The organism is Nocardia sp. NPDC127526, from assembly GCF_042672265.1.
GTDB lineage: Bacteria > Actinomycetota > Actinomycetes > Mycobacteriales > Mycobacteriaceae > Nocardia.
Genome location: NZ_JBHXVO010000003.1, coordinates 135,280 through 154,381, shown reverse-complemented (window position 1 = coordinate 154,381; position 19,102 = coordinate 135,280). Strand labels below are relative to the sequence as shown.

At 69.8% G+C, this 19,102-nt stretch carries 15 protein-coding genes; 8 read left to right on the top strand and 7 right to left on the bottom strand.

Translation table 11 applies throughout. From position 1 onward, the window contains the following. Window positions 1-26 precede the first annotated feature (26 nt). The 4 genes from sigM to ACFVIV_RS06830 all read right to left on the bottom strand — a co-directional run bounded on the left by sigM (window position 27) and on the right by ACFVIV_RS06830 (window position 8,358). Window positions 27-599 carry an RNA polymerase sigma factor SigM gene (gene sigM, locus ACFVIV_RS06845; RefSeq protein ID WP_379193838.1) on the bottom strand — a complete coding sequence of 191 codons (573 nt, stop codon included), beginning with the start codon at window positions 597-599 and terminating at the stop codon, window positions 27-29. 183 nt (window positions 600-782) lie between these two features. After that, window positions 783-4,637 (bottom strand): lipid II flippase MurJ, encoded by a 3,855-nt coding sequence (locus tag ACFVIV_RS06840; RefSeq protein ID WP_379194200.1) that lies wholly within the window; start codon window positions 4,635-4,637, stop codon window positions 783-785. Window positions 4,638-5,215: 578 nt separating this feature from the next. Further along, entirely contained in the window at window positions 5,216-7,720 is a 2,505-nt protein-coding gene (locus tag ACFVIV_RS06835) for a DUF6049 family protein (RefSeq protein ID WP_379194199.1), read from the bottom strand. Window positions 7,721-7,800: 80 nt separating this feature from the next. Further along, complete coding sequence (locus tag ACFVIV_RS06830; protein WP_379193837.1) at window positions 7,801-8,358, bottom strand: NUDIX hydrolase; 558 nt, start codon at window positions 8,356-8,358, stop codon at window positions 7,801-7,803. A gap of 160 nt (window positions 8,359-8,518) precedes the next feature. On the opposite strand from ACFVIV_RS06830, the gene ACFVIV_RS06825 reads away from it, so the two are divergent. Then, window positions 8,519-9,955: a CCA tRNA nucleotidyltransferase gene (locus tag ACFVIV_RS06825; RefSeq protein WP_379193836.1), complete on the top strand. Its 1,437-nt coding sequence runs from the start codon at window positions 8,519-8,521 to the stop codon at window positions 9,953-9,955. On the opposite strand, the gene ACFVIV_RS06820 is transcribed toward ACFVIV_RS06825, so the two are convergent. After that, complete coding sequence (locus tag ACFVIV_RS06820; protein ID WP_379193835.1) at window positions 9,945-10,835, bottom strand: hypothetical protein; 891 nt, start codon at window positions 10,833-10,835, stop codon at window positions 9,945-9,947. The two genes, ACFVIV_RS06825 and ACFVIV_RS06820, sit on opposite strands and share 11 nt — an antisense overlap. A 109-nt stretch (window positions 10,836-10,944) precedes the next feature. Here ACFVIV_RS06820 and ACFVIV_RS06815 point away from each other — a divergent pair, with 109 nt between their 5' ends. From ACFVIV_RS06815 to ACFVIV_RS06800, 4 genes are read left to right on the top strand one after another with little or no spacing between them, the layout of a single operon-like run. Further along, complete coding sequence (locus ACFVIV_RS06815) at window positions 10,945-11,358, top strand: molybdopterin-binding protein (RefSeq protein ID WP_379193834.1); 414 nt, start codon at window positions 10,945-10,947, stop codon at window positions 11,356-11,358. Between the two features lie 20 nt (window positions 11,359-11,378). Beyond that, on the top strand, window positions 11,379-12,122 hold the full coding sequence (modA, locus tag ACFVIV_RS06810) for a molybdate ABC transporter substrate-binding protein (RefSeq protein WP_379194198.1): 744 nt from the start codon (window positions 11,379-11,381) through the stop codon (window positions 12,120-12,122). Continuing rightward, the gene (locus tag ACFVIV_RS06805) at window positions 12,119-12,943 is read left to right on the top strand and encodes an ABC transporter permease (RefSeq protein WP_379194197.1); all 825 of its coding nucleotides are present in this window, start codon (window positions 12,119-12,121) and stop codon (window positions 12,941-12,943) included. Before modA ends, ACFVIV_RS06805 begins: the two co-directional genes overlap by 4 nt. Then, entirely contained in the window at window positions 12,940-14,097 is a 1,158-nt protein-coding gene (locus ACFVIV_RS06800) for a sulfate/molybdate ABC transporter ATP-binding protein (RefSeq protein ID WP_379193833.1), read from the top strand. The genes ACFVIV_RS06805 and ACFVIV_RS06800 overlap by 4 nt, the downstream gene beginning before the upstream one ends. An 18-nt stretch (window positions 14,098-14,115) precedes the next feature. Here ACFVIV_RS06800 and ACFVIV_RS06795 read toward each other — a convergent pair whose 3' ends face one another. Further along, window positions 14,116-15,021, bottom strand: coding sequence for an NAD-dependent epimerase/dehydratase family protein (locus ACFVIV_RS06795; protein WP_379193832.1), 906 nt, complete (start codon window positions 15,019-15,021; stop codon window positions 14,116-14,118). An 85-nt stretch (window positions 15,022-15,106) separates the two neighbouring features. Here ACFVIV_RS06795 and ACFVIV_RS06790 point away from each other — a divergent pair, with 85 nt between their 5' ends. The 3 genes from ACFVIV_RS06790 to ACFVIV_RS06780 are packed head-to-tail and all read left to right on the top strand — an operon-like array spanning window position 15,107 to window position 17,451. After that, a complete protein-coding gene (locus ACFVIV_RS06790) occupies window positions 15,107-15,859 on the top strand; it encodes a LamB/YcsF family protein (protein ID WP_379193831.1) in 753 nt (250 codons plus the stop codon). Window positions 15,860-15,869: 10 nt separating this feature from the next. Further along, on the top strand, window positions 15,870-16,586 hold the full coding sequence (locus ACFVIV_RS06785; RefSeq protein ID WP_379193830.1) for an allophanate hydrolase subunit 1: 717 nt from the start codon (window positions 15,870-15,872) through the stop codon (window positions 16,584-16,586). Window positions 16,587-16,593: 7 nt separating this feature from the next. Continuing rightward, the gene (locus ACFVIV_RS06780) at window positions 16,594-17,451 is read left to right on the top strand and encodes a biotin-dependent carboxyltransferase family protein (RefSeq protein ID WP_379193829.1); all 858 of its coding nucleotides are present in this window, start codon (window positions 16,594-16,596) and stop codon (window positions 17,449-17,451) included. Between the two features lie 2 nt (window positions 17,452-17,453). Here ACFVIV_RS06780 and ACFVIV_RS06775 read toward each other — a convergent pair whose 3' ends face one another. Further along, window positions 17,454-19,091 carry a DUF4185 domain-containing protein gene (locus ACFVIV_RS06775; RefSeq protein WP_379193828.1) on the bottom strand — a complete coding sequence of 546 codons (1,638 nt, stop codon included), beginning with the start codon at window positions 19,089-19,091 and terminating at the stop codon, window positions 17,454-17,456. Between the last annotated feature and the right edge of the window lie 11 nt (window positions 19,092-19,102).

The window sequence follows — 19,102 nt, the reverse complement described above, 5'->3', positions numbered from 1 at the left end:
CAGATCGGGTCCGATATATGACATGGTCACATGTCCATGGAATTCAGGTGTGCTTCGAGGCGCTGCCGGCCGCGGGCGCACCGGCTCTTGATGGTTCCGACCGGAACTCCCAGCAGCGCAGCGGCATCCGCGACCGAATAACCCTCCAGCTCGACGGCGACCAGCGCGCTGCGTTGTTCGGCGGGCAGCGTGAACAACGCGGCGTCGACCACAAGCGTGGTTTCCAGGTCCGCGAAATCGTCGCGGGCATAAGGGTGTTCGGCTAGCGACTCTGCGGGCAACGTTACCGTGTGCCGGGTCTTGTTGCGGCGTATCCGATCCAGGCACGCGTTGACCACGATGCGGTGCAACCAGGTTCGGACCTCGGCATCGCCCCGGTAGGAGGCCGCGCCGCGATGCGCGGACAGCATGGCGTCCTGCAGCGAGTCGGCGGCGTCCTCGGGCGTGCGGCACACCCGCAGCGCGGTTTGGTAGAGGTGGTCACGGTGGCGCCGCAATAGTTCGGCGAATGCGTGCCGCTCGCCGATGGCGTGCGCGGCCAGCAGTTCGCGGTCGGAGGCTTCGACCGTCGCTGTCCTGTATTCGTTCGCTGCCGACATACGACCCCTAAGACGGGCGCTGCTACATGCGTCGACCAGGACCGAGAATCGGATCCTGGGTAGATCCCCTACCGAAGAAATCGGCAAGATCATATCGAGGATAACGATTCGGTAGCAATGGATTGGCCCAGAAAAGTGCAGCTAGCGCGGCTGCATCGGGCGAACCGGACTACTGGGGCGCTCTTAGGGCGCGGCTTCGAAACGCACTTCGGCAATGGCCGACTGGAACTGTCCCCCGTTGTTACCCAGAGCGGTGATCCAAACCAGAACATAGCGGGCCGGCTGATCGGCCTTCACCGGAATCTCGGTGACCCCGTCGCCGAGGGTCGCCGACCCGATCAGCTGTGTCTGATCGAGGGTCGGCGACGCGGTCGGCGAGGTGCGGATCTCGACCTGGGTGCCGGGCGCCGGCGAGTCGATGATCACCTTGGTGAGCTTGGAGGGGCTGCCCAGCGTGGCCAGCACCCCCACGCCCTTCTTGAGCGCGGGGAACTGCTGGAAGTACGCGTCGGTGCGCCACACCGTGCTGGGGTTGTTGTCCAGCACGGCGCCGATGCTGCCGACATTGTCGGGCGTGCCCTCCGGCGAGAACACCATGGCCCCGGTGACCGGCACCGGCACGCCGCCCGTGGCCGCCTCGGCCGGGGAGGTCTCCGCCGGGCTGACACCGGGTACGGCCGGGGCCGAACTGGAGGTGGTCAGGCCGATATTGCGCTGTTCGTTGAGCGGTTCGCTGGAGGTGCCGGGCGCGAACACGCTCAGCAGCCACCAGATGATGACGCCCACCACCAGCGCGGCCAGCACGCCCAGCCCGACCAGGATCCACATCATCCGCTGCGAGCGTTCCTTCTCGGCGGCGAGCAGTTCCGGATCGGCCAGGGTCTCGTCCGGTGCGCTCGGCGGCCGCTGGCCCAGTCGCAGCACCGGAATGAAATCGGTCTTCTGATCCACCACCGAGGCCTGCTCCAGCACGTGCTGGACGGTGGCGGCGGTGCGCACGCCCTTGTTGGACTCCAGCGAGCGCACCGCGACCGCGGAGATCTCGAAGGGCACCTCGGGCCGAATCGTCCTGGGCTCCACCGGAGTTCCGTCCGGGCCGAAATCGGCCAGCGGCAGCCCGCCGACGGTGGCCGCGCTGCCGGTCAGGCCGCCGGTGCGGATCGGCCAGTGCGCGGTGATGAGCGCGTAGAGCATGGCGCCCAGGCCGCGCACATCCGATTGCGCGTCGGAGTCCGACAGCGTGCCCGGGAAGGCGAGCACCGCGTCACCGGTGGCGCTGATGCGCACCCGGTCCGGATGGTCGATGGACAGCGATCCGCCGCCGCGGTGCGCCATTTCGGCCGCCGCGGCCAGCGCCCGGATGGCGCGCGCCGCGCCGATGGGCGAGGGCACCGTATCGGCCATCTCCTTGAGCGAGCGGCCGGGCGTCCATTCGGCCACCACGATGCCGCCGGAGGAGCCGCGCACCACATCGAGCACGCGCGCCAGGCCGGGCGAATTGATCCGGCCCAGGCGCAGGGTGCGGGACAGGATCGCCTGCGGCCCATCGTGTCCGGAGTTGTCGGCGGCCTTCTGATCGGCGTCGACGAAGGTGAGAGCGACCTCGCGGTCGAGTTTCACATCCAGGGCCTGCCAGAACCTCAGCCCGCGCGCACCACCGTGTCCGGCGAGCAGCCGGTAGCGGCCACCGGCCACCGAGGCGCCCGGAATCAGCTTGGGGCCGCGTTGGATTCGCTTGGTCGATTCCACCCGCATGGGCGGCATCTGCGGCGAAACCGCCTCGTAGACGCCGGTTTCCGGACCACCGGTCTCGGGTTCGTCGTCCTCCGGTAGGTGTTCCGGCTCCTCGTGCGTGTGCTCGGCGGAGCTGTCCGCGGTCCGGCCGGCGGAGGCGGGCGGACCGCCCGGCTTTCCGGCTGTCGGAGGCGTATCCGTGGAGAGCCCGCCGCCCGCGGTCGCTGAAGATTCGGCGGCCGGGACACCGCCCGCCGCGTCGTCGCTCACCCTCGCTCCTCCTTCGCCCTGGTGTGTCGAAGACCGATATTTCGGGGCCACAACCGGTTCGCCGGCATCCGAAGGGGTGCGGGCACCGGCATCCGCGCGGGTGCCGGAGGCGCCGGATCCGGCGGTTGCGCTTCTCTGCGGAACAGGGTACGGGAACTCGCCCGTGCCGGTGATGTCAACCGCATCGGGTCGGATAACCGGCAGCACCATGGTCTGCGCGTCGAGATACGGATCGAAGCGGTAGTAGTACGGCGCCGCACGCAGATCCGGCTTCGGCAGCAGTGTGGTGTCGTGCAGGTCCTCGATCGGCTCGCCGTCGAGGCCGAGATCCGGCTTGGGCGGGCTGATGCCGAGGCGGCGCGAGAGGGCGACGGTAATGGCCACGATCTCCGGAATGCCGGCCAGGCGCATGAGCCCGAAGGCGACGGTGAACATGACGATGGCGTCGATGCCGACCCGGACGAACGAGCCGATGCCGCCGAAGGATTCCGACAGGCGATCCAGCCCGATCACGGTGTCGGCGATGAGCATGACCGCGCCACCCGCCACGGCAGCGAGGACGACGCGCGTGATCGTCTTGCCGACATTGGCCATGTGCAGATCGCCGAGGCTGCGGTGCAGCAGCCAGCCACCGATCACCGCACCGGTTACATAGCCGAGGCCGTTGGCAACGCCGAGCGCGATCACCACGTGGTCGGCGGAGACGAACGCAGGCGCCAGTACCGAGAGCAGGATCTTGACGGTAGTGATGCCGAGGACGATCCAGGTTGGCGTCCAAGCTTGTTCGCGCGCGTAGAACACCCGCAGATGAATCAGCACCAGCGAGTACGGAATCAAAGTGAATGCCGACCATGACACCGCCTCGCCGAGCCGTCCAGCGCTGTCGGTGAACCGGCCGTAGCCGAGCAGGGCCTCACCGACCTGCGGTCCGGCGAAGGTCAGGAAGGTGACCACCGGGACGAGGGCGATCATGGTGAGCCGGGTGGCGGTGCCCAGATCGTCGACCACCGCCGGTGTGTCGTCAGCGGCGGCATTGCGGCTCAGCCGCGGCATGATGGCGGTCAGCAACGTCACGCCCAGCACGCCGTACGGCAATTGCAGCAGAAGCCAGGCATTTTGGTAGATGGCCGGTCCGGCGAGGTCGTGGCTGGACGAGACATTGGTGGCCACGATGAACCCGATCTGGCTGATCAGGACGTACAGGATGATGGCCGCGGCCATTCCGGCGAACTGCTTGAGCCGCGCGTCGATGCCCCACAGCGGCCGCAGATCGATGCCCTCGCGGCGGATGGCGGGCACCAAGCTGACCGCCTGGACGATCACGCCGAGAGTTACGCCGATGCCGAGCACCAGCAGTTTGGGTTCGCTCATGCGGACCGGATCGAGGGTGATCTCGCCCGGGGTCAGCGCATAGAACACCAGGACGGTCAGCACCACGATGTTGTTCAGCACCGGAGCCCACGCGCCGGGCTTGAACACACCGTGCGTGTTGAGGATGGCCATCAGCAGCGCCGACATGCCGTAGAAGACGATTGCGGGCAGCAACAGGAAGGTCAGCGCGGTGGTCAACTGCGTGCTGACCTGGCCGTCTTCGGACAGGAATATGTGTGTTGTCAGCACCGGTGCCGCGGCGGTCGCCAGGACGGTGCCGATCGCGAGCACGGTGAACGCGACGGTGAAGAGTCGCCGCACGAAGGCCGCACCGCCGTCGGCGTCTTCCTTTTCTGCTCGAACCAGAGTAGGGACGACGATCGCCGTGAGCACCGCGCCGAGCAGGAATTCCGAGATCATCATCGGAATGGTGTTGGCGACCGTGAAGGCCGAGGCGATGGCAGGGCCGAGTACCGCCAGCAGCAGCAGCTGTTTGCCGAAGCCGGTGATGCGGCTGATCAGCGTCGCGATGGCGATGGATCCCGTGTCGCGAACCAGCTTGGACTTCGAATTCTCGGCCTTCGCGGGCGCTTTCGCGTGCTGAGAAGTGGCCGTCGCGCCGGGCAGTTTGCGCGGCAACGGCTGTCGCTGCGGGTTCGACATCGGCGGCGTCGGATAGCGCTGCGGTCCCGGCGCCCGGTTCCGGTCCTGCGGATCCCGATGGCCCCAGTGGTAGCGCTCTTCGGGTTCCGGCGGGGCCGGGCGGGCCGGGCGCTGCGGCGGCAGGGGCCGTTGCGGCGGTCCGGGTCGCTGCATGATGGGCCCGGATTCGGAGGGCCGCGGTCCCCGCACCGGTGGCGGACCGGACGGTTGACCCGATGGCGGGCGCCCCGGCGCCCCGTACGGATTTCCGGGCGCCGCGGGCGGAACGTTCCCGCGCGGGCCCGGTCCCTGCGGTCCGGGCCGGGAGACGCCCGGAACCGGCCTGCCCGCACGCGGTCCCGGTTGCGGACCACCCGGTCCTGGCTGCGGTCGGCCCTCTCCGGGTTGCAGTGGTTCCTCCCCTGGTTGCTGTGGACGCGGTACGGGCTGGGGTCGCCGGCCGGGCGGCGGACCCTGCCGGGGCCCGCGTTGCGGTGGCACGCCGCGTTCCCAGGGCGCGGAGGGCGCCCGGCGCGGTGGTGGCCCGTCGCTGCCTTCGGGTCGGCCGGATGAGCGTGGGCCATCGCCGTATTCGCTCATCACGCCTCCTTTCGCAGCTCGCGTTTCCGCGCGCGCCGGAACCGGTTCACCCGCCGTCGGGTTTCCGGGTCGAAGCCCTCATCGGCCGGGTCGGATTGACCGCGGAAGCGGTGCCACAGTCGCCGGCCGGCCAGCAGGAGCAGCAGTGCCCCGGCGCACGCGGTAATTATTGCCAACACACGACCGTAGGCGTTGGATCGCACCGATACCGAAACCTCGTTGCCGAGCGGCACGCCGTCCGGCGTGGTAAGTGCGATGGGGATCACCAGGTTCCGGCTGTCGGACACTTCGGTCGGGATCTGGAAGGACCGGGTGCCCTTGGCGGGTAATACCTGTTCGCCGATATCGGTGATGTTCGTCTCGGCGGGCGCGTCGATCCGGAATTTCACCCGGATGGCGACCGGCAGGTCATTGCGCGCCACCAGCAGCAGCGGGCTCTGCTCGGAGGCGAGGGTGTACACGCCGCCGGGCGGCAGCACCGTCACCGAGCCGAACAGTTCGGTCAGGGTGCGGGTGGTCTGGTCGATGCGGCGTTGCGCGGTGGTGTCCGGGCCGCTGGAGGCGGCGCGGCGGTCGGAGAGGGTGAGCACCCGGATCAGGTCGTCGCGCAGCGGATTCAGGAAGGCGCGCGGGCCGAGCTCCTGCTGCGGCACCTCGGCGAGCGCGTTCATCAGCTCGGTGATCCGATGCGCCTGCTGCCGTACGGGTTCGGCGAAGTGCGCGGGCACCGCCTCCTCGGCGGCCTGCGGCAGGTAGTCCAGCTGGTAGGACTGCGGGTCCGCCGGCTGCGCCAGCAGATCGGCGAAGGCGCGCGGTGTGGCGAGATTATTGCGGAAGAGCAGCTCGAGCTGGCCGAGCAGGGCGGTGGCCTCGTCCCGGTTGGCGCCCCACTGCTGCGGCGGCATGAGCAGCGCCGACCGCGCCCGCTCCGGCTGCGGATTGAGCGCGGTCCAGGAGATGGCGCCCAGCGCGTCCTGCAGGCGGGCGGCGCGGGAGTCATTGGTGACGTCGTAGCGCACCGCCTCGGGGGTGAACGGCGGGGTGGGCGGATGCGAGCCGACCGCGGCCAGCGCGGTGGCCGACCAGATGTCGAAGGTGGCGGCCCGCAGTTCCGGGGCACCCGGGGGCGGGGTGCCGTCGGTGGCGGGCGCGGGGCCGGTGATGCCCGCCAGCCGCACCACATCCGGGTTCACCGGCTCGGCGGGCTCGTCGGGGGTCCTGGCGGCGGTGAGATTGGATTGGCCGTCGGCCCGCTCGACCGCATTGCCGGCCAGCACGGTGGTGGTGAACCCGTGGTGGGCGAACAGCGCGGCCGCCTCGTCGTCGATGGTCCCGGCATCGGGAATGGCCACGCCGCGCACGGATTTCACCGACAGCAGCGAATCCACCAGATCCGCGGGGCCGTTGAGCGCCCGGTCGGCGAGGGTCACATCGCCGACCGCGGCCAGGGCGGTCGGGTCGACCTGCGCGAACGGCAGGGCCACCACACACATTCGGGCGGCCAGGGTGCGCAGCCGCTCCAGCCATTCGGTGGCGGCGTGCGCGCCGCCGCCCGCGCGGGTGGGGCCGTCCGGATCCGAGGGGCTGGCCAGCACCCGATAGCCGTTCACCATGTCGGACACGGTGATCAGCAGATCCGGGTCGATGGCCAGGCACAGCGCGCCGCTCAGATTGTTCTCGCGCCCGCCGCCCGGTTCGAGCGCGGTCTCCAGGGCCGAGAGCAGCTGATCGAGGCGCCCGCCCGAGGTGAGCGAGGCGGCCAGATCGTCATCGGTGAGCAGCGCCTGGCCCTCGGCGGATCCAGGACGGCCCGCCACCAGGCGCGGCCGGTCGGCCAGCGGCCACAGCATGGTGGTGGCGACCGGCGCGGCCGGCGCGGGTGCGACCGGAACCGGCTGCGTGGCAGGTTCTTTGGGATCGGTGGCGGCCGCCGGCACCCCGAGCACCGGAAGCAGGAAGCGGGCATCGTCCAGACGGGCCTGACTGCCGTAGGCGGGTTCGCCGTTCACATTGAGCAGCAGCGGATAGACGCCCGGCTCGGTGATGTCGAGCGCGGAGATCTCACTGGGCAGTTCGGCGGAGGAGTGCAGGGCGACGGTGAGGCTGAACTGTTTTCGCTGGCCCGGCGTCAATTTCTCGGCGATGTCCTGGAATTCGCCGGTGATGTCGTAGTTGATCTGGTCCAGCCGCAGGGTGGAGCGCAGCCCGCTCGGCGTGCTGACGGCGGCGGCGCGTTGGATCCGGACGCTGATGTCGGAGACCGGGCGATCGCCGATATTGGTGACGGTGCCGGACACCACGAAGTACGGATCGCTGGCGGCGGTAATGGTCGACGGCGTCACCGAATCCAGCGACATCTTCAGGAACTTCGAGTCCGTCTGCTGGCCGTTGCCATTGCCGGAGCCATTGCCGGTCGGTTGCGCCGTCGCGAGCGGCGGGCACGCGATCGGCCCGGCCGCGGCGAGCGACAGCACGGTCAGCGCCACCGCGACCAGCGACAGCATCCAGCGGTGCAGAACCCCCTCGGTTCGAGTCGAGTGTGCCGCCGCGGTGTCCCTGTCCGGATGCCCGGACCCCGCACGCGTCATTGTCTGCCGTTCTCCATCCGGTCGATCAGCCGGTTCGCGACTTCGGCCAGCCTCCGTTCGTCCGCGTAGGCGAGGCGGGAATCGAGTTCGCTCAAGGGAACCCAGGCCACCTTGGTGACCTCCACGTCCGCGTCGGACAGTTCCCCGCCCAGCGACCGCATCAGATAGTGGTGCACGGTCTTGTGCACGCGGCGGCCCTCGGTGACGAACCAGTAGTCGATGCTGCCGAGCTCGGCGACCACGGTGCCGTGGATGCCGGTCTCCTCCTGGACCTCCCGGATGGCGGTCTGCTCGGCGGTCTCCCCCTCTTCGATGTGTCCCTTGGGCAGTGACCACAGCAGCCGACCGCGCCGGTCGGTGCGGCCGATCAGCGCGGCGCAGCGTTTCTCGCGCGGCCCGTCCAGCCCGTCGACCACCAGCCCGCCCGCGGAGGTCTCGCGGACGGTGCGCATGCGCGGCTGTTTCGCGGCACCACTCTTCGCAGCACCACCGGCCGAACCACCACGGCGCCGGGGCTGGCGACGTCGACTGTTCGCGCGATCGGCCGGGGACACTGCGCCAGTCTATAGGGCAGGTTGCCCCGGACCGCCCCATGCGGGCCGGTGCCGTTCGTTCCGCTTTATAAGGGGGTTGGACCGCACGGGTGCGGAAACGATTTGCCCTACTCAACTAAGCTGCATTTTCGTGGTTTCGCCGAAGTCCGAGGAAGCAAGCGTGGATCGCCGTACCCGATTGCTGGCCGCGGCGGCGATAACCGTCGGCCGGCTCTCGGAGGTGCTGACCCCGCTCGGGGAGTTGTTCGCCGCCCGCGGGCACGAGCTGTACCTGGTGGGCGGCACCGTGCGCGATGCCATCCTGGGCCGGCTCGGCACCGATCTGGACTTCACCACCGATGCGCGGCCGGAGGTCGTGCAGGAGATGATGCGCGGCTGGGCCGATCATCTGTGGGATACCGGCGGGCTGGCGTTCGGCACGGTGAGCGCGTCCAAGGACGGGCAGCAGCTGGAGATCACCACCTTCCGCAGCGACAGCTACGACCGGGTGTCGCGCAATCCGGAGGTCACCTTCGGCGACACCCTCGAGGCCGATCTGGTGCGCCGCGACTTCACCGTCAATGCCATGGCGGTGCGGATCGGCGGGCTCGGTGAGCTGGAGTTCGTCGACCCGCTCAATGGCATGGAAGCCCTGCTCGAGGGCGTGCTGGATACGCCCGCGCTGCCGCAGGATTCGTTCCGGGACGATCCGCTGCGCATGCTGCGCGGTGCGCGTTTCGTCTCGCAGCTGGGGTTCCGGCTGGCCCCGCGGGTGCGGGCGGCCATTGTCGACATGGCCCCGGAGATCGATCGCATCACCGCCGAGCGGGTGCGCGCCGAACTGGACAAGCTCATCGGCGGCGAATACCCCACCGACGGTATCGATGTCATGGTCGAGACCGGGCTGGCCGAGCGCGTGCTGCCCGAGGTGCCGGCCATGCAGCTGGAGATCGACGAGCACCACCAGCACAAGGACGTCTACCAGCATTCGCTGACCGTGCTGCGGCAGGCCATCGACCAGGAAGAGGGCGATCCGGACCTGGTGCTGCGCTGGGCCGCGCTGCTGCACGACATCGGCAAACCGCCCACCAAGCGCAATGAGCCCGGCGGCGGCGTGAGCTTCCACCACCACGAGGTGGTCGGCGCGAAGATGGTGCGAAAGCGCATGCGCGCCTTGAAGTATCCGAAGCAGTTCACCGAGGACGTGGCGCGCCTGGTCTACCTGCACCTGCGCTTCCACGGCTACGGCAAGGGCCAGTGGACCGATTCGGCCGTGCGGCGCTACGTCACCGACGCCGGTGACCTCCTCCCCCGCCTGCACAAACTGGTCCGCGCCGACTGCACCACCCGCAACAAGCGCCGCGCGGCCCTCCTGCGCTCCACCTACGACGACCTGGAAACACGCATCGCGAAGATCCAGGAGCAAGAGGATCTGGCGCGAGTACGCCCGGACCTCGACGGCAACGCCATCATGGAACTCCTCGACCTGCGCCCCGGTCCGGACGTGGGCAGGGCCTGGAAGTTCCTGAAGGAGCTACGCCTGGACCGCGGCCCGATGGACCGCGACGAGGCTGAAGCAGCTTTGCTCGATTGGTGGCAGGCGCAGTCTAAAAAATAATGAGCGTCGTTCCGGCGACTATGGCCGAGCGGATTTGCGCCAGGTCGAAGGAGCCGGTCAGGCCGGGGAGGTCGGCGGCGAAGTGGATGTAGTCGCCGCGGCGTTCGGCGCGCAGGATGCGGGCCTGATTCGGCATGTCGGTCAAGGGGATCGAGTCCAGCCGGGTCATACGGCGCGGGGCGCGAACTTTGCGCCAGTGGGCGCTGTGCACCGTGATGGTGAGAACGTTGTCGGTGATCTCGGCTGCGGCGAGGGCGCGAATGCGTCGGCGGCGATGTTGCGCCAGGATGAGGCCGTCCTCGGCGGGTTCCAGCTTCCAGTCCGGCTGCCAGGTGTTGATCCAATCGATCAGCGCGGCAACGGAGATGACGCCGGTGAGATCGAGTTGCGCGGTGCGGATCTTGGTGGGCACGCCGGGGATCAGCCGCACCCCGTGGGCGATGACGGTGAGCTCCTCGATCGGGTGCCGGTTCCAATGCAGCCGGGTGAGTACGGTTTTGGTCTGGAAGTGGGCGCCTCGCCGCCGCACCTTGAGGGTGTGCAGGGTGGCGCGCAGCTCATGGCCGAGGAAGGTGGCGTTCACCTCCTGCCCGCCGAACTGGCTGAGGATTCCCTCCGACAGCAGGGTCATGAGCACGTCGGGCATGAGGGCGGTGACCGTCCCGGCCCCGAAGTCGGCCACCGGATCCAGCCACGCGGTGGTGAAGCTGGTCCACTGCTCCACCCAGCTCTGATCGAACAGGCGTTTACCCAGGTCCATGCCCAGGTCCACCGCCCGCAATGGTGACCAGGCCTTCGGATCGAAATACGTGGCCATGATTTCTTCGAGGGTACTGGCCGGTAGTGACATCTCCGGATACTCCGGAGTGACCTGGGCCACTACCGGTCAATCCTTGTCGATCTCTCCCAAACCGGCGTGGCGGTAAGGCTCCGCATTTGCGGATTCATCCTATTGGTGGTTCCGCAGATGCGGCTCTATTCTCCCCTTCATGCCCGATATTCGGATTCGTGACGCTGCCCTGCTGCTGGGTGTCAGCGATGACACCGTCCGCCGGTGGGTGGACACCGGCTTGCTGCGCGCGCACAAGAACGAATCCGGCCGCCTGGTGGTGGACGGGGCCGAACTCGCGGAACTGGCCGTCGAGCAGGCCAGGCCGCCATTGACCCGGCTGGGCAGCGCCAGTTCGGCGCGTAACCGATTTCCCGGACTGGTCACCCGTGTGGTGGCCGATACGGTGATGGCACAGGTGGAGATGCAATGCGGACCGTTCACGGTGGTGTCCCTGATGAGCAGCGAGGCGGTGCGCGAACTCGGCTTGCGCCCGGGCAGCATCGCGGTGGCGAGCGTGAAGGCGACCAACGTGGTCGTGGAGACCGCCGCGGAAAGCGGTGGCGGCGAGTAGGTTTCCGCTCGGCGGCGGCGCTGTCCGCGGTCGCGGTGCTCGGCGGTGGCGTGCTGTCCGGTTGCGGTGCTCCGGATACCGGGACAGATGCCAAGACGGTGACGGTTTTCGCGGCCGCGTCGTTGAAGCAGGTGTTCACCCGGCTGGGCGCCGAATACGAGGCCGCGCATCCGGGTACGAAGGTGCGGTTCTCCTTTGCCGGTTCATCCGACCTGGCCGCTCAGCTGAATCAGGGCGCGCCCGCCGACGTGTTCGCCTCGGCGGACAACGCGAATATGGACAAGGTGGTGCGGACCGGCCGGATCACCGACACGCCGACCACCTTCGCCACCAACACCCTGACCATCGTGACCCCGCCCGGCAATCCGAAGAATGTCGCGTCGCTGGCCGATCTGTCGAAACCCGGTGTGCAACTGGTGGTGTGCGCGCCGCAGGTGCCGTGCGGTGCCGCGACCCGCAAGGTGACCGCCGCCGCCGGCGTCACCATCGCGCCGGTGAGCGAGGAGTCCTCGGTGAGCGATGTGCTCGCCAAGGTGACCTCGGGCCAGGCCGATGCCGGACTGGTCTATGTCACCGATGCCGCGGGCGCGGGCGCGAAGGTGACGACCGTGCCGTTTCAGGAGTCCATGAGTGCGGTGAACACCTATCCCATTGCGGTGGTGGCCGATTCGCCCGATTCCGCATCGGCTCGGGAGTTCCTGCGGCTGGTCACCGGTCCGGAGGGCCGGAAGGTGCTCGCCGAGGCCGGATTCGGCGCACCCTGATGCCGCGCACCGGTCTGCCCCGCTGGCTCCTGCTACCCGCCGCACTCGGATTCGTGCTGGTGGCAGGACCTTTGGTGGCATTGACCGGCGCGGTGGACTGGTCGAACTTCCTCGCGCTGATCACCTCGCCCGCCTCCCGCGATGCCCTGGAGCTGAGCCTGCGCACCGCGCTGGCCGCCGCGGCACTGTGCGTCCTGCTCGGCGTCCCGATGGCAGCGGTGCTCGCCCGGTCGAATTGGCGGGCCCTGCCGGTGCTGCGCGCCCTGGTGCTGCTGCCTTTGGTGCTGCCTCCGGTCGTGGGCGGTCTGGCCCTGCTCTATCTGTTCGGCCGGCAGGGCCTGCTGGGTCGCGAGCTGGAGGCCGTCGGCATCCGGATCGCGTTCAGCACAACGGCGGTCGTGCTGGCGCAGACCTTCGTGGCGCTGCCTTTCCTGGTCATCACGCTGGAAGGGGCGATGCGCACGGCGGGTGATCGCTTCGAGCGCATTGCCGCGACGCTGGGCGCGCGGCCCACCACCGTCTGGTGGCGGGTGACCCTCCCGCTGCTGCGCCCGGCGCTGATCTCGGGAACGGTGCTCGCCTTCGCTCGGGCGCTGGGGGAATTCGGTGCGACCCTCACCTTCGCGGGCAGTCTGCAAGGCCGCACCCGCACCCTGCCGCTGGAGATCTACCTGCAGCGTGAGGCCGATCCCGATGCCGCCGTGGCGCTTTCCCTGCTGCTGGTGCTGGCGGCGTCGGCGGTGGTGCTGGTCGCCTATCGCGGTGCGCGCGCCGCGAGCCCGATTCGTCCGAGTAGCGGTCGGCGCGAGGTGACGGCATGAGCGATGCTGCCGCGCCGGTCCGCGCGACATCGACGACCGATCAGGGTCTGCTGGTCTCGGCGAGCCTGGCGGACCGCGGGTTTCACGTGGAACTGACCCTCGCTCCGGGTGAGGTCCTCGCCGTCCTCGGCCCCAATGGCGCGGGCAAGTCGACCCTGCTGGACGTGGTGGCCGGTCTAGTGGTGCCCGATACCGGGTCGGTCCGGTCGGGCGGCCGCGTGCTGACGGATACCGCGGCGGGCATTGCGGTGCCGCCGCATCGGCGCGATGTCTCGCTGCTGGCCCAGGACGCCCTGCTGTTCCCGCACCTGTCGGTCGCGGCGAATGTGGCCTTCGGTCCGCGCAGTCGCGGCCTGCGCGCCCGGGCCGCGCACGAGATCGCGCGGCATTGGCTGCGCGAGGTGGACGCGGTGGAACTGGCGGACCGATCGCCCGGTTCGCTGTCGGGCGGTCAGGCGCAGCGGGTGGCCCTCGCGCGCGCCCTCGCCGTCGATCCCCGGGTGCTGCTGCTGGACGAGCCGATGGCCGCACTGGATGTGACCGCCGCCCCGGCCATGCGCGCACTGCTGCGCCGCGTCCTGCGCGAGGCGCCGGGTGAATCCGGATCGCCCGCGCGGCCCGACTGCACGGTCCTGGTCACCCACGACATTATCGACGCGGTCACGCTGGCTGATCGGGTGGCGGTGGTGGAATCCGGTCGAATCGTCGAATTCGGTCCGGTCGCCGAGGTATTGGCGCGCCCGCGCAGCCGGTTCGCGGCGCGCATCGCCGGGGTGAACCTGATCGAGGGCACGGCGGTGAGCGGCGGCACCGCGGGCCTGGGCGCGGTCACCGATGGCGACGCGACGGTCTTCGGGCGCAGCGAAACGGCGTGGACCGGTGCGGGCCGGGCCGCGGCGGTCTTCTCCCCCGCCGCCGTCGCGGTGCACCGGGACCACCCGGAGGGCAGTCCCCGCAATGTCTTCCGGGTGCGAGTCGAGGATCTGGAGGATCGGGGCGGCATCGTGCGGGTGCGCGGCGCCGACGGTCCCGGGGCGGCGGCGGGCCTGGCCGCGGATCTGACTCCGGCGGCGGTGGCGCAGCTGGGCCTGGCCCCCGGTCTGCAGGTGTACTTCGCGGTGAAGGCGACCGAGGTCGAGGTCTATTCGTATTGAATTGTGCGGGTGCGGGGTTCAGGCCTGCACGAGCGCGCGCACGCCGTCGGCGCAGGCGGGGTACCGCGGCTTCCAGCCGAGTTCGGCCTTGGCCTTGGCATTGGTGACGCGCATGCTGACGCCGGTGACGGTGTGGATGTAGGACATCGGCCGCAGCAGCCAGCGGGGTGCGGTGAACGGCGCGGGCGTGCGGAAGGCTTCGGCCAGCAGCCGGACGTGGGCCCCGAAGCCGAGCGGGCTGTCGTCGACGATGTTGTAGGCCGCGCCGGGCGTACCGCCTTCGACGGCGAGCGCGGCGGCGGCGCCGGCATCGGCGAGGTTCACCCAGGGCAGTACCCGGCCGTGGTCGTTCACCGCCGGCAGCCGGCGTTTGCGCAGCATGCCGACCAGGTTCTCGGTGCCGCCCGCGCCGTAGAACAGGCCGTAGCGCAGCGAGATCCCTTCGATCCCGGGCGTACCGAGCATGAGCTCCTCCTTGACGCGCATGCCTTCCAGGTGCGGCGCCACCGCCTTGTCGCCGTCCGCGCCGTACCGGTCGCTCTCGGCGATGACGTGGTCGCCGAAGTCGCGGTAGCCGTAGCCGAACACCATGGACTCGGCGATCATCCGCCGGGCGCCGACCAGTTTCGCGGCCTCCACCAGATTGGCGGTGCCGGTAATGCGCAATGCATTGGTGGCGTACATGTCCCGGTGCTTCATGGGCGCCTTGGCCAGCGCCGTGGCCGCGTGGATGACGGTGTCGATCCGCTGTCCTTCGAGCGCGCGCAGCAGCTGATCGCGATTCATGATGTCGGCGGTGATGTCGGCTTCCGCGCCGCGGCCCAGGGCCAGGACGGTGTAGCCGTGCCGCCGCAGGGCATCGGCGATGTGGTGGCCCAGGACGCCGCTCGCCCCGGCCAGCAGTACCTTTTTCGTATCGGTCATATCCATGGGACAGGTAATGCCCGCCGGACGTGACACCACACCGTATGACGCGTGCCACAATGCAGGACAGGAGCTGGGAGGGACGATGAGCGTGGATCTGAACAGCGACCTGGGCGAGGGCTTCGGCGCGTACGCCATGGGCGATGACGCCGCCATGCTGGACCTGGTGACCAGCGCCAATATCGCCTGCGGCTTCCATGCCGGCGATCCGTCGATCATGCGCCGCACCTGCGCGCTGGCGGTGGAGAAGGGCGTGCGGATCGGCGCGCATGTGGGCTATCGCGATCTGCCGGGTTTCGGCCGGCGGGCGATGGCGGTGCCGCCGTCGGAACTGCGGGACGAGACCCTGTATCAGATCGGCAGTCTGGACGCCTTCGCCCGCGCCGCCGGTGATCGGGTGCGCTACGTGAAACCGCACGGCGCGCTGTACCACGCGGCCGCCGCCGACCGGACGCTCGCCGACGCCCTGCTGGCCGCGCTGCGCGAATTCGACAAGCGCCTGGTGCTGCTCGGCCCGGCCCGCACCGAATTGGAGGCCGCCGCCCGGGAGGCCGGAATCCGGTTCTTCGCCGAGGGTTTCGCCGATCGCGCCTACACCTCGGAGGGCCTGCTGGCGCCGCGCGGCCTGGCGGGCGCGGTGCTGGACGCGGATGCGGCCGTGGCGCAGGCGCTGTCGATCGCCCGCGCCGGGAAGGCGGTCACCGTCGACGACGGCACGGTGGCGGTCACCGCCGCCAGTCTCTGCGTGCACGGCGATTCCCCTGCGGCCGTCGAGATGGCCCGCCGCATTCGCGCCGCCCTGGACGAGTCGCGAATCCCGGTGCGGCCCTTCATCTGACGGGTACGAGATGAGCGATACCGGAACCGCCCCCGCGATCGGCGACATCCGCCCGGCGGGTGACCGCGCCCTGCTGGTGATCCCGCCGCGGCACGCACTGCTGCCCGAGCTGGTGGCGGCTTTGCATCCCCACCCGACCGGCGTCGCGGATGTGCTGCCCGCGGCCGAAACCGTCCTGATCACCCTGACCTCGCCCGCCGCGGCCGATTCGGTGCGCAAACAGCTGACCGCCCTGCTGACCCGCCTGGATTCGGAAGCCCGGGTCGCCGCGGCCCCCCGCATGTCCGGCCCGCGGCCGTCGTCCGGGGATGGACTGGGCGGCAACGACTCCCGCGGCGAGCCGGTGCTCATCCCCGTGCGCTACGACGGTGCGGACCTGCCCGAGGTCGCCCGCCACCTCGGCCTGACGACCGATGAGGTGATCGCCCAGCACACCGGCACCGTATGGCGTTGCGCCTTCGTGGGTTTCGCGCCGGGATTCGGCTATCTGGAATCCGCCGACGGCCGCCTGACGGTCCCCCGCCGCACCCAGTCCCGCACCGCCATACCGCCGGGCGCGGTGGCTCTGGCCGGTGGCTATTCCGCCGTCTATCCGCGCCGCAGCCCGGGCGGTTGGCAGCTCATCGGCACCACCGAGCTGCCCATGTGGGATGTCGATCGCGATCCGCCCGCCTTGGTACGAGCGGGAACTCGCGTCCGCTTCGTGAACGCCGGGGCCGGGAGGTGAGCCGATCATGATGCGCGTCGAACGCGTGGGACCCCTGGCCACCATCCAGGATCTGGGCCGCCCCGGCTGGTTCGACTCCGGGGTGGGCACGGCGGGTGCTGCCGATCGCGCCTCGCTCCGCCTGGCCAATCGCCTGGTCGGGAATCCGGAGGGCGCGGCGGCCATCGAGGCTCTGCTGGGCGGCGTCGAACTGCTCGCGGAACGGCATCTCACCCTGGCCGTCACCGGTGCCGCCGCCCCCGCCACGGTCGACGGCTGCCCGGTCGGTGCGGCCAGTGTCCTGGAACTCGAACCGGGCCAACGCCTTCGGCTCGGCATGGCGGCCTCCGGCCTGCGCGTCTACGTGGCGGTCCGCGGTGGGATCGACGTGCCGCCCGTGCTGGGATCGCGCAGTCGCGACACCATGTCCGGGATCGGGCCGGAGCCGCTGCAACCCGGCGATGTGCTGCCGGTGGGCACGCCGCCGCGGGACTATCCGATCGTGGATGTCGCCCCGGTGGCCGTGCCCGCGAACGAGCGGCTCACCGTGCGGGTGATTCCGGGCCCGCGCGACGACTGGTTCGCGAACACCCCGGCCCTGTTCGAGGGCGAGTGGCTGATCTCCTCCGATACCGACCGCATCGGCGCTCGCCTGGACCGCCGCGACGGCCCACCGCTGCGCCGCCGCGATACCGGCGAATTGCCCACGGAGGGTATGGCTTTGGGCTCCATCCAGGTTCCGCCCAGCGGTCAGCCCGTGGTCTTCCTGGCCGATCACCCCATTACCGGCGGCTATCCGGTGATCGGGGTGGTGGTCGACGCGGATGTGGACCTGGTGGCGCAGGCCCGCCCGGGTCAGGCGCTGCGCTTCCGCCCCTATCGCTGAACTCAGCGGCCGGGATTCACCACCGCGTGCATGAGGTAGACGTTGTAGGTGGCCCAGTGCGACATCGTGAAGTACAGATCGGTGCCTGTCGACCACGGGTGGATGAACCCGCCGTAGGACGAGGGGTAGTCGGCGGTGTCGATCAGGGCGACCGGCTCGGTCCACGTGCCCTGCGGTGCGATGGCGGTGCGCAGCACGAATTCATTGCGCTGTAGGTCCAGGTAGACCATCTGCCACAGTCCGCTGGACTGGTCGAAGCGGACCGAGAGCTCACTGGCGGTGCCGGAAATCAGTGGGGTGGCGAACAATTCGGCGGGACCGACGGCCGGAATCCAGGCGCCGGAGATCCAGTACTGGTACGCGGATTTGTTGAGCACCTGGTCGGCGGGCACCCGGGCCAGGCCGATGGTGCCGAAGCGGCCGTTGGGCGTGCCGAACATGTAGACGTACCCGTCGTGCGGCACCATGCTCGTCACCTGGAAACGGCTGAGGCCGAAGAGGTTCTCCCAGGTCGCCCACTGGGATTTGGTCCAGGTGCGGCCATTGTCGTCGGACCAGGCGATCCCGCCGAGATTGGTCCACCACATGCCGGGCTGGTACCGGCTCCACCGGTTGATGGACATATAGCTGAGGTACTGGCGCCCGCCGAGGGTGAACCCGGAGGTGGGGATGGTGGTGATCTCGAAGTTGTCGACCTTGCGGCTGTCCAGGATCTCGGCGGCGTGGCAGCGGCTGTTCTGCACGAACGTGTCGAGGGTGAGGCCGTCGGACAGGTCGCGGTCGGTGCTGTAGGCGATGGTGTTGCTGCGCCAGTCCTGATCGCCATTGCCGGCGCCCGGGAATTCCCAGCCCTTGCCGAAGGTGTCGCCGAAGACCACCGCCACCTCGCCGGGCCGGTTCTCCCAGAACAGGCCGAGATCGGTGCCGTCCACCGACCAGCGCATATCGGTGCGATTGGTGGAGCCGTGCCCGGTGACCTGATTGACCAGCCGCACCGATTCGACGGCCGGCGGGACCGGCGGCGGCGCGGCGGGCGCGAGTTCGGGCGGCTGGATGGCCAGGGCGGGCGCGGGCTGCGGTTCGGGGGCCTGGCCGCCCGGGACCGGGACCGGGACGATCTCGGTCTGCGGGACGAGTTCGGCGGTGCGCGGCGGCAGCGGGCCGTCCGCGCCGGCGCCGCTGGGTTCGGAGGTGGGGAACGGCGGCTCGGTGACGGTCGTCGGCGCGCTGGTTCCGGTGACCGGCGCGGCGGACGGATTGCCTTCCGGCAGTGTGGTTTCCGTGACCGGCTTGGGGATGTCCCGAATATCCGGGCAGGGGTTCCGGCAGGGATCGGCGGGTAGCGCCTCGGGATCGATGCGGGTGTTGTCCGGTAGCGGGCCGGGCACTTCGACCGGCACGAATTCCGGTACGGGATAAGGGATTCGAATGGTCGGATCCGGTTGCGGTTGCGCCTGTACCGGTCTGGTGCCGCGGAAGAGCGGATCGAATCCGAATTCGCCGCACTCGTTCACGGGCGGGACCCAGGCCGCCTCCTCGGCGCCGCCGCGCACGGCGGGCAGCAGGACGGCCCCGACCGTGAGGACACCGGAGATGGCCAGTGCGGCACGGATTCCGGGGCGCGACATGTCGGCGATCATCGCCCTCACCG